This is a genomic window from Roseomonas indoligenes, assembly GCF_017813365.1.
Taxonomy (GTDB): Bacteria; Pseudomonadota; Alphaproteobacteria; order Acetobacterales; family Acetobacteraceae; genus Roseomonas; species Roseomonas indoligenes.
In genome coordinates this window covers 123,951-140,226 of record NZ_JAGIZA010000002.1, presented here as the reverse complement: position 1 = coordinate 140,226, position 16,276 = coordinate 123,951, and the positions used below count along the sequence as shown (strand labels likewise).

12 protein-coding genes, 1 tRNA gene and 1 pseudogene are annotated in these 16,276 nt (G+C 73.0%); 8 read left to right on the top strand and 6 right to left on the bottom strand.

Annotation, left to right across the window (positions count from 1 at the left end):
* Positions 1 to 321: 321 nt before the first annotated feature.
* The 6 genes from J5Y10_RS03050 (at position 322) to J5Y10_RS03025 (ending at position 9,389) form a co-directional block, all read left to right on the top strand.
* Positions 322 to 1,944 (top strand): carboxyl transferase domain-containing protein, encoded by a 1,623-nt coding sequence (locus J5Y10_RS03050; protein WP_209370573.1) that lies wholly within the window; start codon positions 322 to 324, stop codon positions 1,942 to 1,944.
* 5 nt (positions 1,945 to 1,949) lie between these two features.
* A complete protein-coding gene (locus J5Y10_RS03045; RefSeq protein WP_209370571.1) occupies positions 1,950 to 3,941 on the top strand; it encodes an acetyl/propionyl/methylcrotonyl-CoA carboxylase subunit alpha in 1,992 nt (663 codons plus the stop codon).
* A 93-nt stretch (positions 3,942 to 4,034) separates the two neighbouring features.
* Positions 4,035 to 7,352: a DEAD/DEAH box helicase gene (locus J5Y10_RS03040; RefSeq protein ID WP_209370569.1), complete on the top strand. Its 3,318-nt coding sequence runs from the start codon at positions 4,035 to 4,037 to the stop codon at positions 7,350 to 7,352.
* 13 nt (positions 7,353 to 7,365) lie between these two features.
* Positions 7,366 to 8,436, top strand: a complete 1,071-nt coding sequence (selD, locus tag J5Y10_RS03035) for a selenide, water dikinase SelD (protein WP_245214268.1) — start codon at positions 7,366 to 7,368, stop codon at positions 8,434 to 8,436.
* A gap of 46 nt (positions 8,437 to 8,482) precedes the next feature.
* Positions 8,483 to 8,860, top strand: a complete 378-nt coding sequence (locus J5Y10_RS03030; protein ID WP_209370568.1) for a hypothetical protein — start codon at positions 8,483 to 8,485, stop codon at positions 8,858 to 8,860.
* A 76-nt stretch (positions 8,861 to 8,936) separates the two neighbouring features.
* Entirely contained in the window at positions 8,937 to 9,389 is a 453-nt protein-coding gene (locus tag J5Y10_RS03025; RefSeq protein ID WP_209370566.1) for a nuclear transport factor 2 family protein, read from the top strand.
* 43 nt (positions 9,390 to 9,432) lie between these two features.
* Here the strand turns inward: J5Y10_RS03025 and J5Y10_RS03020 are convergent, their stop codons facing one another.
* Both J5Y10_RS03020 and J5Y10_RS03015 read right to left on the bottom strand, forming a co-directional pair.
* Positions 9,433 to 9,813 (bottom strand): hypothetical protein, encoded by a 381-nt coding sequence (locus J5Y10_RS03020; protein WP_209370564.1) that lies wholly within the window; start codon positions 9,811 to 9,813, stop codon positions 9,433 to 9,435.
* A gap of 228 nt (positions 9,814 to 10,041) precedes the next feature.
* Positions 10,042 to 10,335: a hypothetical protein gene (locus tag J5Y10_RS03015; protein WP_209370562.1), complete on the bottom strand. Its 294-nt coding sequence runs from the start codon at positions 10,333 to 10,335 to the stop codon at positions 10,042 to 10,044.
* 315 nt (positions 10,336 to 10,650) lie between these two features.
* Here J5Y10_RS03015 and J5Y10_RS03010 point away from each other — a divergent pair, with 315 nt between their 5' ends.
* Both J5Y10_RS03010 and J5Y10_RS03005 read left to right on the top strand, forming a co-directional pair.
* Positions 10,651 to 10,869, top strand: a complete 219-nt coding sequence (locus J5Y10_RS03010) for a hypothetical protein (protein ID WP_209370560.1) — start codon at positions 10,651 to 10,653, stop codon at positions 10,867 to 10,869.
* 708 nt (positions 10,870 to 11,577) lie between these two features.
* Positions 11,578 to 12,036, top strand: coding sequence for a septal ring lytic transglycosylase RlpA family protein (locus tag J5Y10_RS03005; protein ID WP_209370558.1), 459 nt, complete (start codon positions 11,578 to 11,580; stop codon positions 12,034 to 12,036).
* Positions 12,037 to 12,112: 76 nt separating this feature from the next.
* Here J5Y10_RS03005 and J5Y10_RS03000 read toward each other — a convergent pair.
* The 4 genes and pseudogenes from J5Y10_RS03000 to selA form a co-directional block, all read right to left on the bottom strand.
* Positions 12,113 to 12,208 (bottom strand) — tRNA-Sec (locus J5Y10_RS03000).
* 102 nt (positions 12,209 to 12,310) lie between these two features.
* Positions 12,311 to 14,128 (bottom strand): annotated as a pseudogene (gene selB / locus J5Y10_RS02995) (selenocysteine-specific translation elongation factor); the annotation flags it as partial.
* Positions 14,125 to 14,898: a tetratricopeptide repeat protein gene (locus tag J5Y10_RS02990; protein ID WP_209370556.1), complete on the bottom strand. Its 774-nt coding sequence runs from the start codon at positions 14,896 to 14,898 to the stop codon at positions 14,125 to 14,127. The pseudogene selB and the gene J5Y10_RS02990, both read right to left, overlap by 4 nt.
* Positions 14,885 to 16,273 carry an L-seryl-tRNA(Sec) selenium transferase gene (selA, locus tag J5Y10_RS02985; RefSeq protein WP_209370554.1) on the bottom strand — a complete coding sequence of 463 codons (1,389 nt, stop codon included), beginning with the start codon at positions 16,271 to 16,273 and terminating at the stop codon, positions 14,885 to 14,887. Before selA ends, J5Y10_RS02990 begins: the two co-directional genes overlap by 14 nt.
* Between the last annotated feature and the right edge of the window lie 3 nt (positions 16,274 to 16,276).

Sequence of the window (16,276 nt, the reverse complement as noted above, 5' to 3'; positions counted from 1 at the left end):
TAGATGGACCGGTTCCGGGAGCTGCCAATCACGAACCCGTGTAAGATGATCACGATCCGCGAACGAAATCCGCCTGCCCGGCGTCTGGCCGGCAAAGGCGGGCTGGAGGTTCAATCCCGGTCCTTGGGGGCCGGGGCGGCGTGGCAATAGGGCAGTGCCCTTGCACAGTCCCCAGGCGCGGGTTCAACTCCTTCGCAGCGCGAGGGCACGAACGGGCCTGGTGAGCGCGGGAAGACCTTGGGGGAAACGAATGGGTTCGCAGAGCCGCCGGCAGGACCGGCCCCTGGCCGCTGTCCACCTGTTCCGTTCCGGCGCCACCTGATGCCGGTTTTGCAGACAGCCGTGGACTCGCGCTCGCCTGAGTTCGCGGAGAATGCGGCGCGCATGCGCGCGCTGGTGGAGGACCTGCGTGTCCAGGCGGCGCGGGTTCGGGAGGGCGGGGGGGCTGTGGCGCGGGAGAAGCACCTCGCGCGCGGCAAGCTGCTGCCGCGGGAGCGGGTGCGGGCGCTGCTCGATCCGGCCTCTCCCTTCCTCGAGGTCGGACAGCTCGCCGCCCACGGCCTCTATGGCGGCGAGGTGCCCTCGGCCGGGATCATCACCGGGGTCGGGCGCGTGGAGGGCCGCGAGTGCATGATCGTGGCGAACGACGCCACGGTGAAGGGTGGGACCTACTTCCCCCTGACGGTCAAGAAGCACCTGCGCGCGCAGGAGATCGCCGAGCAGAACCGCCTGCCCTGCCTCTATCTCGTGGATTCCGGCGGTGCCAACCTGCCGAACCAGGACGAGGTCTTCCCCGACCGCGACCATTTCGGCCGGATCTTCTTCAACCAGGCCAACATGTCCGCCCGGGGCATCCCGCAGATCGCGGTCGTGATGGGCAGCTGCACCGCCGGCGGCGCCTACGTGCCGGCCATGTCGGACCAGAGCGTGATCGTCCGCAACCAGGGCACCATCTTCCTGGCAGGCCCCCCGCTGGTGAAGGCCGCGACGGGCGAGGTGGTCTCCGCCGAGGAGCTCGGCGGCGCGGAGGTCCATTCCCGCATCTCCGGCGTGACGGACCATATCGCGGAGAGCGACGCCCACGCGCTCGGCATCGCCCGCCGCATCGTGGCCGGGCTGAACACCCGCAAGCCCGCCACGCTGGACCTCGCCCCCCCGCGCCCGCCGCTGCACGACCCGCAGGGCATCCACGGCCTGATCCCCGCCGACCTGCGCCAGCCCTATGACGTGCGGGAGGTGATCGCGCGCGTCGTGGACGGCTCGGAGTTCGACGAGTTCAGGCCGCTCTACGGCCCGACCCTCGTCACCGGCTTCGCGCGGCTGCACGGCTATCCCGTCGGCATCCTCGCCAACAACGGCGTGCTCTTCGGCGAGAGCGCGCAAAAGGGCGCGCATTTCATCGAGCTGTGCTGCCAGCGCGGCATCCCGCTGGTCTTCCTGCAAAACATCACGGGCTTCATGGTCGGCCGCAAATACGAGAGCGGCGGCATCGCCAAGGACGGCGCCAAGCTCGTCACCGCGGTCGCAACCGCCACCGTCCCGAAGTTCACGGTGGTGATCGGCGGATCCTTCGGGGCGGGCAACTACGGCATGTGCGGCCGCGCCTATTCCCCGCGCTTCCTCTTCATGTGGCCCAATGCCCGCATCTCCGTCATGGGCGGGGAGCAGGCGGCCTCCGTCCTCTCCACCCTCCGGCGCGACGCGATCGAGGCCAGGGGCGGCACCTGGCCCGCCGAGGAGGAGGAGCGCTTCAAGGCCCCGCTGCGCGAGCAGTACGAGACCCAGGGCCACCCCTATCACGCCACCGCCCGCCTCTGGGACGACGGCATCATCGACCCGGCGGAGACGCGCACCGTGCTGGCGCTGGCCATCTCCGCCTCGCTGAACGCGCCGGTCCCGCGCTGGGCCGATCGCGCACCGGGCTTCGGCCTGTTCCGGATGTGACGCAGATGTTCAGCACCATCCTCATCGCCAACCGCGGCGAGATCGCCTGCCGCGTCATCCGCACCGCGCGCCGCCTGGGCATCCGCACGGTGGCCGTCTTCTCGGAGGCCGACGCGGGCGCGATGCACGTCGCGCTCGCCGACGAGGCGCGCCTGATCGGCCCCGCGCCGGCGCGGGAGAGCTACCTGCGGATCGAGGCCATCATCGAGGCCGCGCTCGCCTCCGGCGCGGAGGCGATCCACCCCGGCTACGGCTTCCTCTCGGAGAATGCGGAGTTCGCGGAGGCCTGCGCGGCGGCCGGCATTACCTTCATCGGCCCGCCGCCGTCTGCCATCCGCGCCATGGGCTCCAAATCCGCCGCCAAGGCGCTGATGGAGCGGGCCGGCGTGCCGCTGGTGCCGGGCTATCACGGGGAGGACCAGGCCCCGGCCAGGCTGCGGGCCGAGGCCGACCGCATCGGCTACCCGCTGCTCATCAAGGCCAGCGCGGGCGGCGGCGGCAAGGGCATGAAGGTGGTGGAGAACCCCGCCGGGCTGGAGGAGGCGCTGGCGCTCGCAAAGGGCGAGGCCCGCGCCGCCTTCGGCGACGACCACGTGCTGCTGGAACGCTACCTCACCCAGCCCCGCCACATCGAGATCCAGGTCTTCGCCGACAATCAGGGCAACACCGTCCACCTCTTCGAGCGCGACTGCTCCATCCAGCGCCGCCACCAGAAGGTGGTGGAGGAGGCCCCCGCCCCCGGCATGGACCCGGCCCGGCGCGAGGCCATGGGCCGCGCCGCCTGCGAGGCCGCCCGCGCCATCGGCTATGTCGGCGCCGGCACTGTGGAGTTTATTGCCGAAGGAGACACCTTCGCCTTCATGGAGATGAACACCCGCCTGCAGGTGGAGCATCCCGTGACGGAGGCGATCACCGGCCAGGACCTCGTGGAGTGGCAACTCCGCGTCGCCGCCGGCGGGCCCCTGCCGCTGGCCCAGGAGGATCTCCGCATCGGCGGCCACGCCGTCGAGGTGCGCCTCTATGCCGAGGATCCGGCGCGCGACTTCGCGCCCTCCATCGGGCGGGTGGAGCATCTGCGCTTCCCCGAGGGCGAGGGCATCCGCATCGACACCGGCATCCGTGGCGGCGATGCCGTGACGGTCCACTACGATCCCATGATCGCCAAGATCATCGCCCATGGCCCGGACCGGGCGGCGGCGGTGGCCCGCATGGCCCGCGCGCTGGACGCGACGGAGCTGTCCGGCCCCGCCACGAACCTTGCCCTGCTGCGCGCCATCGTCGCCCAGCCCGCCTTCCGGGAGGGGGCGCTCGACACGGGCTTCATCGCCCGCCACGCCGAGACCCTGCTCGCGCCCGCCGGCCCCGCCCCCCGCGCCGCCCTGGCCGCGGCCGTCGCCCGGCTGCTGCTGGACCGCGCCGCCGCCCCGCCCGCCGACGCGGCCGACCCCCACTCGCCCTGGGGCAGCGCCACCGCCTGGCGCCTGAACGGGGCGGGCCACCAGGACTTCACCTTCGGGCATGGCGAGGCCACCCACACCCTCCGCGCCCACCCGCGGGACGGCGGCTTCCGCCTGGACCTGCCGGACGGCGCCGCCGAGGTCGCCGCCGCCGAAGCTCCGGACGGCCGCATCCTCCTGCGGGTGGACGGCCGCGCCCTCTCCGCCCGCGTGCTGCGCGCGGAGGACCGGCTGACCGTCCTCCTGCCCGGCTCCTCCCACGCGCTGCGCGCGATCGACCCCCTGGCCCCGGCGGGCGGGGAAGGTCCCGCCGCCGGCCGCATCCTCGCCCCCATGCCCGGACGCGTGCTCGAGGTGCTCGTCACCGAAGGTCAGGCCGTCGTCCGCGGGGCCGTGCTGCTGGTCCTGGAAGCCATGAAGGTGCAGATGCGCATCACCGCACCCGCCGAGGGCACCGTATCCGCCATCCTCTGCGCCCCAGGCGAACTGGTGGAGGATGGGGTGGAGTTGGTGTCCCTCAGCCAGAACGGGGCCGGTTAGCGCGCGCCAAGCGTTTCACTGCACAGAGCGCTGACACCCTTCCCGCTCCTCCCGCGTTCTGGACCTGAGTTCAGGACGATCAGGGGGATGGGCATGGCAGCGCTGGCGGCGGAACCGGAAGGCCTTCTGGCCGCCGGGCTGGTGGAGCGCGCCGAGGGCGCGGGCGCCGCGATTCATGTGGCGCGCAGCGAGGCCCGCGCCGCACGCCTGGCCCGCGCCGCCGCCGCCCTGGCGCCCGGGCTGGCCGTGCTGCACCTGCCGGGCTGGGACTGCCTGCCCTACGACCGCGCCTCGCCCTCCCGCCGCTCCATGGGGGCGCGCATGGCCGTGCTGCATGCGCTGGCAACCCGGGGCGATCGCCCGGTGCTGCTGATCGCGGGCATCGAGGCGATCACCCAACGCCTTCCCCCGCCGGATGCCTATGCCGAACTCACCCTGCGCCGCGGCGATCCCCTGGACATCCCCGCGCTGCAGGCCGCGCTGGAGCGCCTGGGCTACGTGCTGGACGAGCGGGTGGACGAGCCGGGCGAGGCGGCGCTGCACGGCAGCGTGCTGGATGTCTATCCCCCCGACGGCGAGATCCTGCCCTGCCGGGTGGAGCACGCGGAGGGCAGGATCGCCTCCATCCGCCACTACGACCCGCTGACGCAGCGAAGCCTGGAGGACGAGGCGGAAGCCGTCATCCTTGGCCCGGCCTCAGAGGTGGTCTGGCCGGAGGACTCCGAGGAGCGTCACACGCCCGGTCTGGAGCACGCGCTGGCGGAGATCCACCCCGACCTCGTCACCCCCTTCGCCTTGCTTCCCGGCGCGCCCGTCTCCCTCGATGCGGAAGTGAAGGAACTGCGTCCGCAGCGCTGGGAGGAGGTGACGGACGCCCATCGCGCCCGCATCACCCTCGCCCCCCTGGAGGAAGGCGCGCGCCGCCCCTCCGACCCCGTCAGCCTCTACCTGGACGACCGGGCCTGGACGGAGGCGATGGAAGCCCGCGAGGTGACCGTCCTGGACGAGCCGCCGGAAGAGCCGGAAGGCACCGTCCCGCACTTCATCGAGGAACAGGAGCCGGAGGAGGCCTTCCTCTCCTTCCTGGAGGCGCGCGTCGCCGAGGGCGACCGCGTGGCCCTGGCCGGGCGGGAGAGCCGCCGCGGCCGCGCCCTGTCCCGCCTGGTCCGCCAGCGCTTGGGCTGGGAACCGGATCGCTTCCCCGACTGGGCCGCGCTCCGCGCCGCCCCGCCCGGCCGGTTCGGCCTCCTGGACGGGATGCTGGACACCGGGGTCGAGACGGAAGGTATCGTCGTCATCGCTCCCGGCGACGTGCGCCCCGCCGCCGCCCGCAAGCACGAGGCGGAGACGCAGGCCGCCCTGGGCCTGATGGGCACCGCCCTGCAGCCCGGCGACGCGGTGATCCACCTGGACCACGGCCTGGGCGCCCTGCGTGGGGTGGAGACGGTGCAGGCCGGCGAGGCCGCGCTGGACACGCTCGTGCTGGAATATGCCGGCGGCGCGAAGCAGCTGGTGCCGCTGGACGAGATGGACCGCCTCTGGCGCTACGGCGCGGAGGCGGAGGGCGTCTCGCTCGACCACCTGGGCGGGGAGTCCTGGCCGAAGCGCCGGGCGCAGGTCGAGGAGCAGGTTGCCGCCACGGCGCGCACGCTGGAGGGCATGACGCGGGAGCGCGCGGCCCGCTCCGCCCCCGTGCTGCGCCCGCGCGCCGGCGCCTATGCCCGCTTCGCCGCGCGCTTCCCCTACGCGTTGACGCCGGACCAGGAGGAGGGGATCGACGCCGTGCTGGCCGACCTCGCCTCCGGCCGCCCGATGGACCGGCTGGTCTGCGGCGATGTCGGCTTCGGCAAGACGGAGGTGGCGCTGCGCGCCGCCGCCGTGGCGGCGATGGCCGGCAAGCAGGTGGCCGTCATGGCGCCGACCACCGTTCTGGTGCGCCAGCACCTCACCACCTTCCGCCGCCGCTTCGCGGGGATGAAGGTGAACGGGAAGACGATCCGGATCGAGCAGCTCTCCCGCCTCTCCAAGCCCGCCGAGGCGAAGGCGGTGAAGGCCGGGCTGCAGGACGGCAGCGTGCACATCGTGATCGGCACGCAGGCGCTGACGGCGAAGGGCGTGTCCTTCGCCGATCTCGGCCTCCTCGTCATCGACGAGGAGCAGCGCTTCGGCGCGAAGCAGAAGGCCGCCGCCCGGGAACTGGGCGCGAGCACCCACCTCCTCTCCATGACGGCCACGCCCATCCCGCGCACCCTGCAATCCGCGCTGGTGGGGCTGCAGGAGCTCTCCGTTATCGCCACGCCGCCGGGCCGGCGGCAGCCCATCCACACCATCCACGTGCCGATGGACGACGCCGTGCTGCACCAGGCGCTGATGCGGGAGAAGCGGCGGGGCGGGCAGAGCTTCGTCGTCCTCTCCCGCATCGAGGACCTGCCGGCCATGCGGAAACGCGTGGAGGAGCTGCTGCCGGACCTCTCCATCATCGAGGCCCATGGCGAGATGCCGGCGGAGGAGGTGGACACCGCCCTCGTCCGCTTCGCCGAGGGCGACGGCGACGTGCTGCTCTCCACTAACATCGTGGAGACCGGGCTGGACGTGCCGCGCGCCAACACCATGCTGGTGCATCGCGCGGACCGCTTCGGCATCGCCCAGCTTCATCAGCTGCGCGGCCGTGTCGGGCGCGGGCGGGTGCGCGGCAGCATCGTGCTGATGACGGATCCGGCCGACCCGCCCTCCCCCCTCACCCTCAAGCGGCTGAAGGCGCTGGAGGCGCATGACCGCGTGGGCGCCGGCTTCGCCATCAGCGCGCGCGACATGGACCTGCGCGGCGCCGGCGACCTGCTGGGGGACGAGCAGGCCGGGCACGTGAAGCTCATCGGCCTGGACCTCTACCAGCACCTTCTGGACCGCGCCCTGCGCGAGGCGCGCGGCGAAAAGGTGGCGGAGGACTGGACGCCCCAGCTCTCCATCGGCGTTCAGGCCGCGATCCCGCGCGAGCATGTGGAGGAGGAGGCGGTGCGGGTGGAGCTGCATGCCCGCCTGGCCTCGATCCTCCGCCGTGGCGATGCCGTGGCGCTCGGCGACTTCGCGGAGGAGGTGGAGGACCGCTTCGGCGCGCCGCCCGAGGCCCTGGCCAACCTCCTCGCCCTGGCCGGGCTGCGGCTGCGCTGCCGCCGCCTGGGGATCGCGGAGCTGAAGGTGGGCCCCAGCGCCGTGGCCGCCGCGTTCCGCGGCGAGCCGCCCGCGGTGCAACCGCCCCTGGAGCGGCGCGGCGAGCGGATCGTGCTGCCGCGCGAGAGCAGGGATGCCGCCGGCCAGCTGGCCGCCGCGACGGAGTTGCTGGACCGCCTGTCCAGGCGGCGCGGGCGCAAGGCGGCATCGGCGGATTTGGAGCAGGCCCGCCCGGCGGCGTAGAACCCCGCCCGTCATGCCAGGACTGGAGGACGCCATGGACGCCGCCCCGCAAATCCGCCTCACGGAACTCGCGCATGGGGGCGGCTGCGGCTGCAAGCTCGCGCCCTCGGTGCTGCAGAACCTGTTGGCGGGGCAGGCCATGGCCGCGCCCTTCAGCCAGCTCCTCGTCGGCACCGAAAGCTCCGACGACGCGGCGGTGTGGCAGGTGAACGACGAGATCGCCATCATCGCCACCACCGACTTCTTCATGCCGATGGTGGACGACGCGCGCGACTTCGGCCGCATTGCCGCGACCAACGCCATCTCGGATGTCTACGCCATGGGGGGGAAGCCGGTGATGGCTCTCGCTATCCTCGGCATCCCCGTGAACAAGCTGGACCCGGCGGTGGTGCGGGAGATCCTGGCGGGCGGCGCCTCCGTCTGCGCGGAGGCGGGCATTCCCGTCGCGGGCGGGCATTCCATCGACTGCCCGGAGCCCGTCTACGGCCTCGCCGTCATCGGCATTATCCATCCCTCCAAGGTGCGCCGGAACACGGGCGCGCGCGCCGGCGATGCGTTGATCCTGACCAAGGGCATCGGCGTCGGCATCTACTCGGCCGCCATCAAGAAGGGCGTGCTGCCCGACGGCGCCTATGACGAGATGATCGCCTCCACCACCCTGCTGAACCGCGTGGGCGCGGAGCTGGCCGAGGATCCGGCGGTGCACGGCATCACGGATGTCACGGGCTTCGGCGTGCTCGGCCACGGGCTGGAGATGGCGCGGGGATCGGGCGTGGCGCTGCGGATCGCGGCGGATGCCATCCCCCTTCTCTCCCGCGCCGGGGAACTGGCGCAGGCCGGGCACGTCACCGGCGCCTCCCACCGCAACTGGGACAGCTACGGCGCGGGGGTGGAACTGCCGCCCGGCCTGCCGGACTGGCACCGCGCCCTGCTGACGGATCCCCAGACCTCCGGCGGACTCCTTGTCGCCTGCGCGCCGGAGGCCGCCGATGCGGTGCTGGCCCGCATCGCCGCCGCCGGCTATCCCCTGGCCCGCCGGATCGGCAGCGCCGAGGCCGGCGCGCCGCGGGTGGTCGTGACCTGACGCGCCCCCGCGCGTTGCAGCTGGCATGAGAGACGGGAGCGGCACGATGCGGTTTGGGGCAGGGATGATCGCGATGCTGGCCGGGCTGGCCCTGGCGGCACCCGCCGGGGCGCAGAACTCGGTCGCCAATGCGGCCCAGGAGGCCGCGACCCGGCCGGGCCAGCCGCCCTCCGCCCAGAGCACGGCCGGCTCGGAGTGCAATGCCGGCGGCAAGGCCGAGGAGGCCACGGGGCCGGCCCCTTCGGCGCGCGACGGCACGGCGCCCGGCAGCGCCGGCTCCACGGGCTGGAGCGGCGGTACGGGCGGCTCCTATATCGGCAACAACCCCGCCGGGGCCTCGGGGGATTCCGCCACCTGGCAACCGCCGACCTCGCGCGGGCTGGACCCGATCGGCGCGCCGATGCGCGCCCGGGCCAGTTGCTGACACCGGGCCGGTAGCGGCGCGGGCAACTTCCTCCTAGCCTCCGGCCGGTGCCCCAGAGCACAGGAGGAAATCGTCCATGTCCCAGTCCCGCCGCCAGGTCGGCTTCAACGCCGCGCTCGGCGCTGCCCTGCTCGTCGCGGCCCCCCTGGCCGCCCAGACGAGCGATCAGTCCGGCGTCGCCGAGGCCGTGGAGGCGCTGCGCCAGGCCATGCTCTCGGCCGACCGCGCGAAGCTGGAAGCCATCGCCGCCGATGCGCTGACCTACGGCCACTCCTCCGGCCGCGTGGAGAACAAGGAGCAGTTCGTCGCCGCTATCGTGGAGGGGCGGAGCGTGTTCCGCACCATCACCCTGACGGAGCAGACGGTCGCCGTCTCCGGCGACGTCGCGATGGTGCGTCACATCCTCTCCGCCGATACGGCGGATGGCGGAAAGCCCGGCACGGTGCGGATCGGCGTGCTGCTGGTCTTCCAGAAGCAGGCGGGCGGCTGGAAGCTGCTGGCGCGGCAGGCCGTTCCCCGCCCCGCCTGAAGGCAGCCATGGGCTGAGCGGATCCCCGCTGCGGGGTATCCGCTCAGTGCGGCTTCTGCTCCTCGAGCCGGAGCCTGAGCCCTTCGGCGTTGAAGAACTCGCCTTCCCCGATCAGTGACCGATCCTCGTGCAGCTTGCGCGTCAGGGATTGCAGCCGCGCCCTCGCCTCCGCATCCGGCACCAGCCCCTCCCGCCCGGCGCGAAAGAACACGGCGGCGTCCCATGGCACCTTCGCGCCGGCGAACAGCGCGACCATGTCAGGCCAGCGCGTCTCGTCGCCCATCACGTGCAGCCAGGCGGAGCGCAGCGGCTCCACCGTGCGATCCGTGATCCGCATCAACACGAAGAGCACGGTGAAGTCGCCCGCCGCGCGGTGCGTGGCGGTGATCCAGTCGTCGAAGTCGGTCTCGGCAGGCGTTGTCATGCGGCAGCACCGGATGGCCGGGCGTCGGAGCTGTTACCTGGCGTCATCGAGACGCCATAGGGCCGCATCGGGCGAAAGATTGTGGGCATGCCCGGAAGGTAACCGCACCCTGGCCCGGTCGGTAGAGCGGGCCCGGACAGCGCCGTCACCAGCGAGGGCAGCAGCATGCGGCCCTGCGCCGCGACGGCCGGCGAGAGAGCCTTTCGCGCGCGAGCCTGCCCCGGATGCTCAGTGGAAGCGCAACTCGCCCCAGGCGGGATCCCAGACCCCGAACGGGTCGATGATCACGAGCGGTGCCTGCAGCGCCTGGGCCTTCCTGATGCCGTCGTTGATCGCCAGGGCCGCGGCCCGCTGGACGAGCCCTGGCCCACTGGGCAGATCGCCGCTCTGCGACAGCTCGCAATGGCTGCCGGGCGGCACGACGACGCCGACCAGCTGCCGCCCATCATCCTCCGTAAGATGGACGGCGACCTCCCCCGGGAGAGCCGTCTCGCGGCTCCCGAAAATCCCTTGGCCCAGCATGCTGTCCTCCCGCCCGGTCTCGTGCCGGATCGGTATCCTCCGCTGAGTTCCCGTCGCTTGTCTAAGCCTATTCCGCCATCGGGGCTGACAACCCGGCCTAGAGCTCCGCATCGGGGCTGTACCTTTTCTGGCCGCGCCGGCTGCCCCTTGCCGGTCTCCGAGGCGTCGAAGGGAGAGCGGGGCGGCCTTCAGCTTCATCCACCCGATGAATATCTGGAATCCACCACCTGCGTTGGAGTCCGCGGTCACCCAGGGTCATCTTCTGGTCAAGGGAGAGCGGCACCCCGCCGCCCCATCCACCCAGGACATGCCGCCATGATGAACTTCCGCACCCTCGCCCTCGCCGCCGCCCTGATCGGCTCCCTCGCCGCCCCGGCCTTCGCCGACCAGGACCGCGTGCCCGAGGGCGCCACCGCCTCCGGCCGCTGGACCGCCGCCGAGAGCCGCACCCCGCTCGCCAGCCCCGTCGCCAACCCCCAGCAGAACTTCCTGGCGCTGAGCGGTGCGACCGGCGGCTTCGGCCAGCACTCGTAACCAGCCGCGCCACCGATAGCCCAGGTTCTTGTCCTGGGGCCTGGGCCTCGATTGGCCCGAGAGGGGCTGCCAGGGACGCCTGGCAGCCCCTTTTGCTCACGCGGGTCTCGTCTCACCGGCGTGCAGGACCTGAGGGGGGGGCAGGAGGCAATCACCGGCCCTGTCTCGCCGCGGCGAAGCGTTGCAGCCGCAGGACGCTCACAGGCCGGGTTTGATCCTGTCCTTGCCAAGCGGTGGATCGAACCGGCTGATGCACCCTCGCCCCCGGTCCAGACGTTCATCCCCTGGGGCCGCTTGCCGCGGCGGTCCGATGGAGACTGGAATGCCGGACGATGCGATAACAGCCCTGGAGCGCACGATCAGCCGGCTTCTGGAGCAGTGCCAGCGCTCCCTTCGCTCAGGCCATGCCCGGCGGGCCCGGCAGGAAATGGACGGGGCAACCGCCCTCCGCCGGATCATCGACCGGATACGGGCCTAACTCCCGCCCCCCGCCTCAATCCCGCCTTCGGGCAGCCCCATTGCCCCGGCATGGAGCGTCGGCCGTGGCTGGGCCGGTGGGCGGCCCACGCAAGCAAGTCCCCAAGGGGCCGCTCCCCTGTACGATGCGGCCACGGCACCCTGGCGCGGACCGCTCGCCATCCTTGGCCCCCGCGGATGAAGCTGCACTGGCCGCGCAACGTTAAGCGGCTGTCATCTCCGGAAGCCCCCATGTCGCGCCCTATTGCCCTGGCGACCCTTTCGCTCCTCCTCTGCGGCCCTGCCCTCGCGAACCTGCCGGATGCACCCGATGCTTCCGGGCAGGCACGGCGCGGCCAGGCGGCAGTCATCGCCCAGGGTCTCGCCGGACGTCGCATGGCGGACGGCGGCAAGGTCGAACTGAACTCCGACACCGTGGCGAGCGCGGACCTGCCCCTCGGCACGACGGCGCGGATCCGGAACCTGCGGAACGGCAGGGTGGCGATGGTACGGGTTCGCGACCGGCTGCCGGCCTCGGAAGGACGGATCGTGAGCGTGACGCCCAAGGTGGCGAGCCTGTTGGGCATGGGCAGCGTCGCCCAGGTGGAGGTCGCGCCGCTGGCCGTACCCCAGCGGGACGGCACGGTGCGCCTGGGTTCGGGAACGCGCCTCACTGGGCGGCGGGCCTACGTAACCGAGCCGACGCGCTGAGGCCGAGCAGGAGTTCCCGGCCCACGCACGCCTAGGTGACTTCTGACGCCGGCCGAGCCGCCGGTGTATCCGGGGCTGGCGGAAGAGAATGGGAGTCGAACCCACCCGGGACAGTCTCGCTGCCCCACCCGGATTTGAAGTCCGGACGCCCCACCGGGGACGATTCTCCTCCAGCACCGGTGAACAGGCGGAACAGGTCCGCACGGTGCGGATTTATGCGGCGCAGGTCCCCACGGCGCAAGGTGACGCCCTGCCGGTCGAGGAAGTCGAGGATCTGGATCGCCACCTTGCGTCCGTTGTCCATCCGATCGCGAAAGGCGGCGGCGGTGATCCAGCCGTCCGGCGCGGCCTCCGCCACGTCGCGCGCGATCTCGACCATCTCCGCCGTGGTGGCGCGCAGGAAGAAGTGGTCCTGCGCCAACTGGTCCACCCGGCCCAGGCGGGCACAGAGCTTCATCACCCGCCGGATTTCTGGCTCCGTGGCGCCGAGCACGGGCACAAGGTCGCGCACGCGGGGCGGGCGGAAGCGCGCCTCGCCGCCGAGATGCGGCACCGCTGCCTCATACAGCGCCTCGTCCCCCGGGTTCAGCCGCACCTCGTGCCCGGGCAGGCGCACGAAGGCCCCTTCCAGCACCACGGCGCCCTCTGCCGCCAGCTGGTCCAGCGCCGCCAGGAAGGCCGGCTGCGGCAGGCGGGGGCGGGCGAGCATCCGCAGCCGCTCCCGCCCGATGCCCTGGATGTCCGGGTTCTCCTCGTGGTGGCGGCCCGTCTCCTCCTCCAGGCTGGCGTGGAACGCTGCCCATTGGCCCGGGGAGAGCGCGGTGCGGCGCCCGCCCGCCTCCAGCACCACGGCCCCATCGGACAGCGCGGCCTCCTGCGCCGGCCCGAGGGCGTGGTCGCGCGCAAAGCCGTCCAGCTCCATGAAGAAGGGCGGCAGTTCCAGCAGCCGCGCGAAGGCCTGCGGCGCGGGGGCGGAGAGCGCGTCCAGCACCGCCATCCGCTCCGGCGTGCGCCGCTTGCGCGCGGGCGCCCGCAGGTCGAGGAAGCGGCCGCCGCCGACCGTGCGCTGGGCCGAGACGTCGCGCAGGATGAAGCGGTCCCCCACCGCCGCCGCGATGGGGCGATCCAGCACCAGTTGCACCGGCCCGCGCCCGCCCGGTGCCACCGGCCCTTCCAGCGGCACCAGGCGCACGCCCACCTCCTCTCCCGCATGGTGCAGTCGTGCGGGGAACCACTGGCCGATCGGCTTCGGCTCGCCCTCCAGTGCGTGGAAGTCGGCGTCGATGCGGTCGGTCGGCGCGTGCAGGAGGGGGTCGAGCACCATATCCCCGCGCGAGACGGCGTCCTTCGAAACCCCCTCCCCTGCCAGGTTCAGCGCGCAGCGCTGCCCGGCCACGCCGCGCGGGGCGGGCCGGTTCTGCGCGTGGATGGAGCGCACCCGCGCGGCGAGGCCGAGCGGGCTGATCATCACCGCATCCCCGACCGAGACGGCGCCGGACAGCACCGTGCCTGTCACCACCGTGCCCGCGCCCTGCAGCACGAAGCTGCGGTCCACCGAGAGCCGGAAGCGCCCGCCCGCATCCCGCGCGCGCGTCTCGTCCTCGGCCCGCGCCAGCAGCGCCCTCAGTTCGGCGATACCTTCTCCCGTGATGGTGGAAACGGGGATGATCGGTGCGTCGCGCAGGGCGGTGGGGGCAAGAAGCGCCCGGATCTCCGCCTCCACCTCTGCGCGCCGTGCGGCATCGGCGAGGTCCGCCTTGCTCATCGCCACGGCACCGCGCGCGATGCCCAGCAGGTCCAGGATCGCCAGGTGCTCGCGCGTCTGCGGCATCACCCCGTCATCGGCGGCCACGACCAGCAAGGCGAAGTCGATCCCGCTGGCGCCGGCCAGCATGGTGTGCACGAAGCGCTCATGCCCCGGCACGTCCACGAAGCCGGTGACGCGATCCCCCTCCCCGGCATAGGCGAAGCCGAGCTCGATGGTGATGCCGCGGGCCTTCTCCTCCTTCAGCCGGTCGGTTTCCACGCCCGTCAGGGCGCGGACGAGGGCGGTCTTGCCGTGGTCGATATGCCCGGCGGTGCCGACGATCATGGCAGGGGCTCCTTCGCCCGGCGCTCGGCCTCCGCGATGCCGGCAGGATCCAGCGCGGCGCGCACGGCCGGCATGAAGGGCCGGGCCAGGGCGCTACCCCCGGCCTCGGCGCGCAACAGCCAGGCCAGGGCCGACACGCCGTCCGCAGGCACGCCGGCGGCCAGGTGATGCGCCGCGCCCAGCATGGCCTGCCCATCCGCGTCGCCCAAGGCCGCGGCGCGGGACCACCAGCGCGCGGCCTCCGCCACGTCCCGCTCCACGCCCATGGCGTGGTGGTACAGCATCCCCATCCGGGTCATGGAGGCGGCGACACCCTGCGCCGCCGCCCTCTCCGCCCAGAGGCGCGCCTCCGCGGGGTCGGCCGGCATCACCTCGCCCTCCAGCAGCATCCAGCTCAGCATGTCCTGCGCGAGGCCGTCCCCGGCCTCCGCGGCGCGGCGGTACAGATCGGCGGCGCGGGCGAAATCGGTCTCCACCCCGCGCCCGCCGCGCAGGTACAGCGCCGCCAGGTTGCGCTGGCCCGGCGGATGCCCTGCCTCAGCCGAGAGAGTCAGCCACTTCAGCGCCAGCGGCGGGTCCAGGGGCACCCCCATCCCTTCCGCGAAGCAGGCGCCGATGTTCGCCTGCGCCCGCGCATCCCCGGCCCGCGCCAGGGGCTCCCACAGCGCCAGCGCGGCCGCGTAATCTCCGGCGCGGAAGGCCGCGAGCGCGTCCTCTGCCGGATCGGGCGCGGGCGGGGCCGCGCGCCGGAAGCGGTCAAGCCAGCCCATGGACCCCCGGCAGGGCGGAGAGGCTCTCCAGGAACCCCGCCTCGTCGATCAGGCAGCGTAGGTCCAGCACCAGGGCGCCGTCCCGTACATGGCCAATCACCGGGCGCGGCAACTCGCGCAGCGCGGCCGCCAGGGCTTCCAGGTCGCGCCCGCGCGGCGCCGTCAGTCGCAGGCCGGCGCTCGGCAGCGTGTCCACGGGCAGGGCGCCGGAGCCGATCTGGCTGCGGCAGGCGCAGACTTCCACATCAATGCCCGGCGGCAGGTGCTGCGCCACCAGCGGCAGCAGGCGCTGAGCCTGCGCCTCGATCTCCGGCCCCTTGCGGGACAGCAGGCGCAGCGCGGGCAGCCGCTCCGCCAGCCGGTCCGGGTCGCGGTACAGCTTTAGCGTGGCTTCCAGCGCGGCGATGCGGATCTTGTCCACCCGCAGTGCCCGCTTCATCGGGTTGCGGTTGATCGCCGCGATCAGGTCGCGCCGCCCGACGATGAAGCCCGCCTGCGGCCCGCCCAGCAGCTTGTCGCCGGAGAAGGTGACGATGTCAGCCCCTTCCGCCACGGCCTCATGCACTGTCTGCTCCTTCGCGAGCCCCCAGCGCGAGAGATCGACCAGCGTGCCGGAGCCGAGATCATTCATGACCGGCACGCCCGCTTCCCGCGCGATGGCGGAGAGTTCCGCCCCGCTCACCTCCGCCGTGAAGCCCTCGATCCGGTAGTTGGAAGGATGCACCTTCACGATCAGCGCCGTCTCCGGCCGGATCGCGCCGCGATAGTCCCTGGGGTGGGTGCGGTTCGTCGTGCCCACCTCCACGAGGCGCACCCCGGCCTGCGCCATGATGTCGGGGATACGGAAGGCGCCGCCGATCTCGATCAGCTCCCCGCGGGAGACGATCGCCTCCCGCCCCATGCCGAGCGTGTTCAGCGCGATCAGCACGGCGGCGGCGTTGTTGTTCACCAGGGTGGCGTCCTCCGCCCCCGTCAACTCCCGCAACAGCTCGCGCAGGTGGTCGTCGCGCTCGCCCCGCCGCCCCGTCGCCAGGTCGAACTCCAGCGCCACCGCGTCGCGCATGGCGGCGGCGGCGGCCTCCACCGCCTCCTCGGCCAGCAGGGCGCGGCCGAGATTGGTGTGCAGCACCGTGCCGGTCAGGTTGAACAGCGGCCGCAGGTTGGACCGGTCCCGCGCCGCCAGCTGCGCCCCGGCGGTGGCGGCGATGGCGCCGGCGTCCGGCAGCGTGCCCGCCGCCCGCGCCTCGGCCAGCGCCGCCCGCACGGCCGCCGTCACCTCGGCCCGGCCGAAGCGCGCGACGAGGGGCGCGGCTTCCGCGGCCCCCAGCACGCGGTCCACGGAGGGAAGGGCCCGAAGGGCCGCCTTGTCGGACACGGG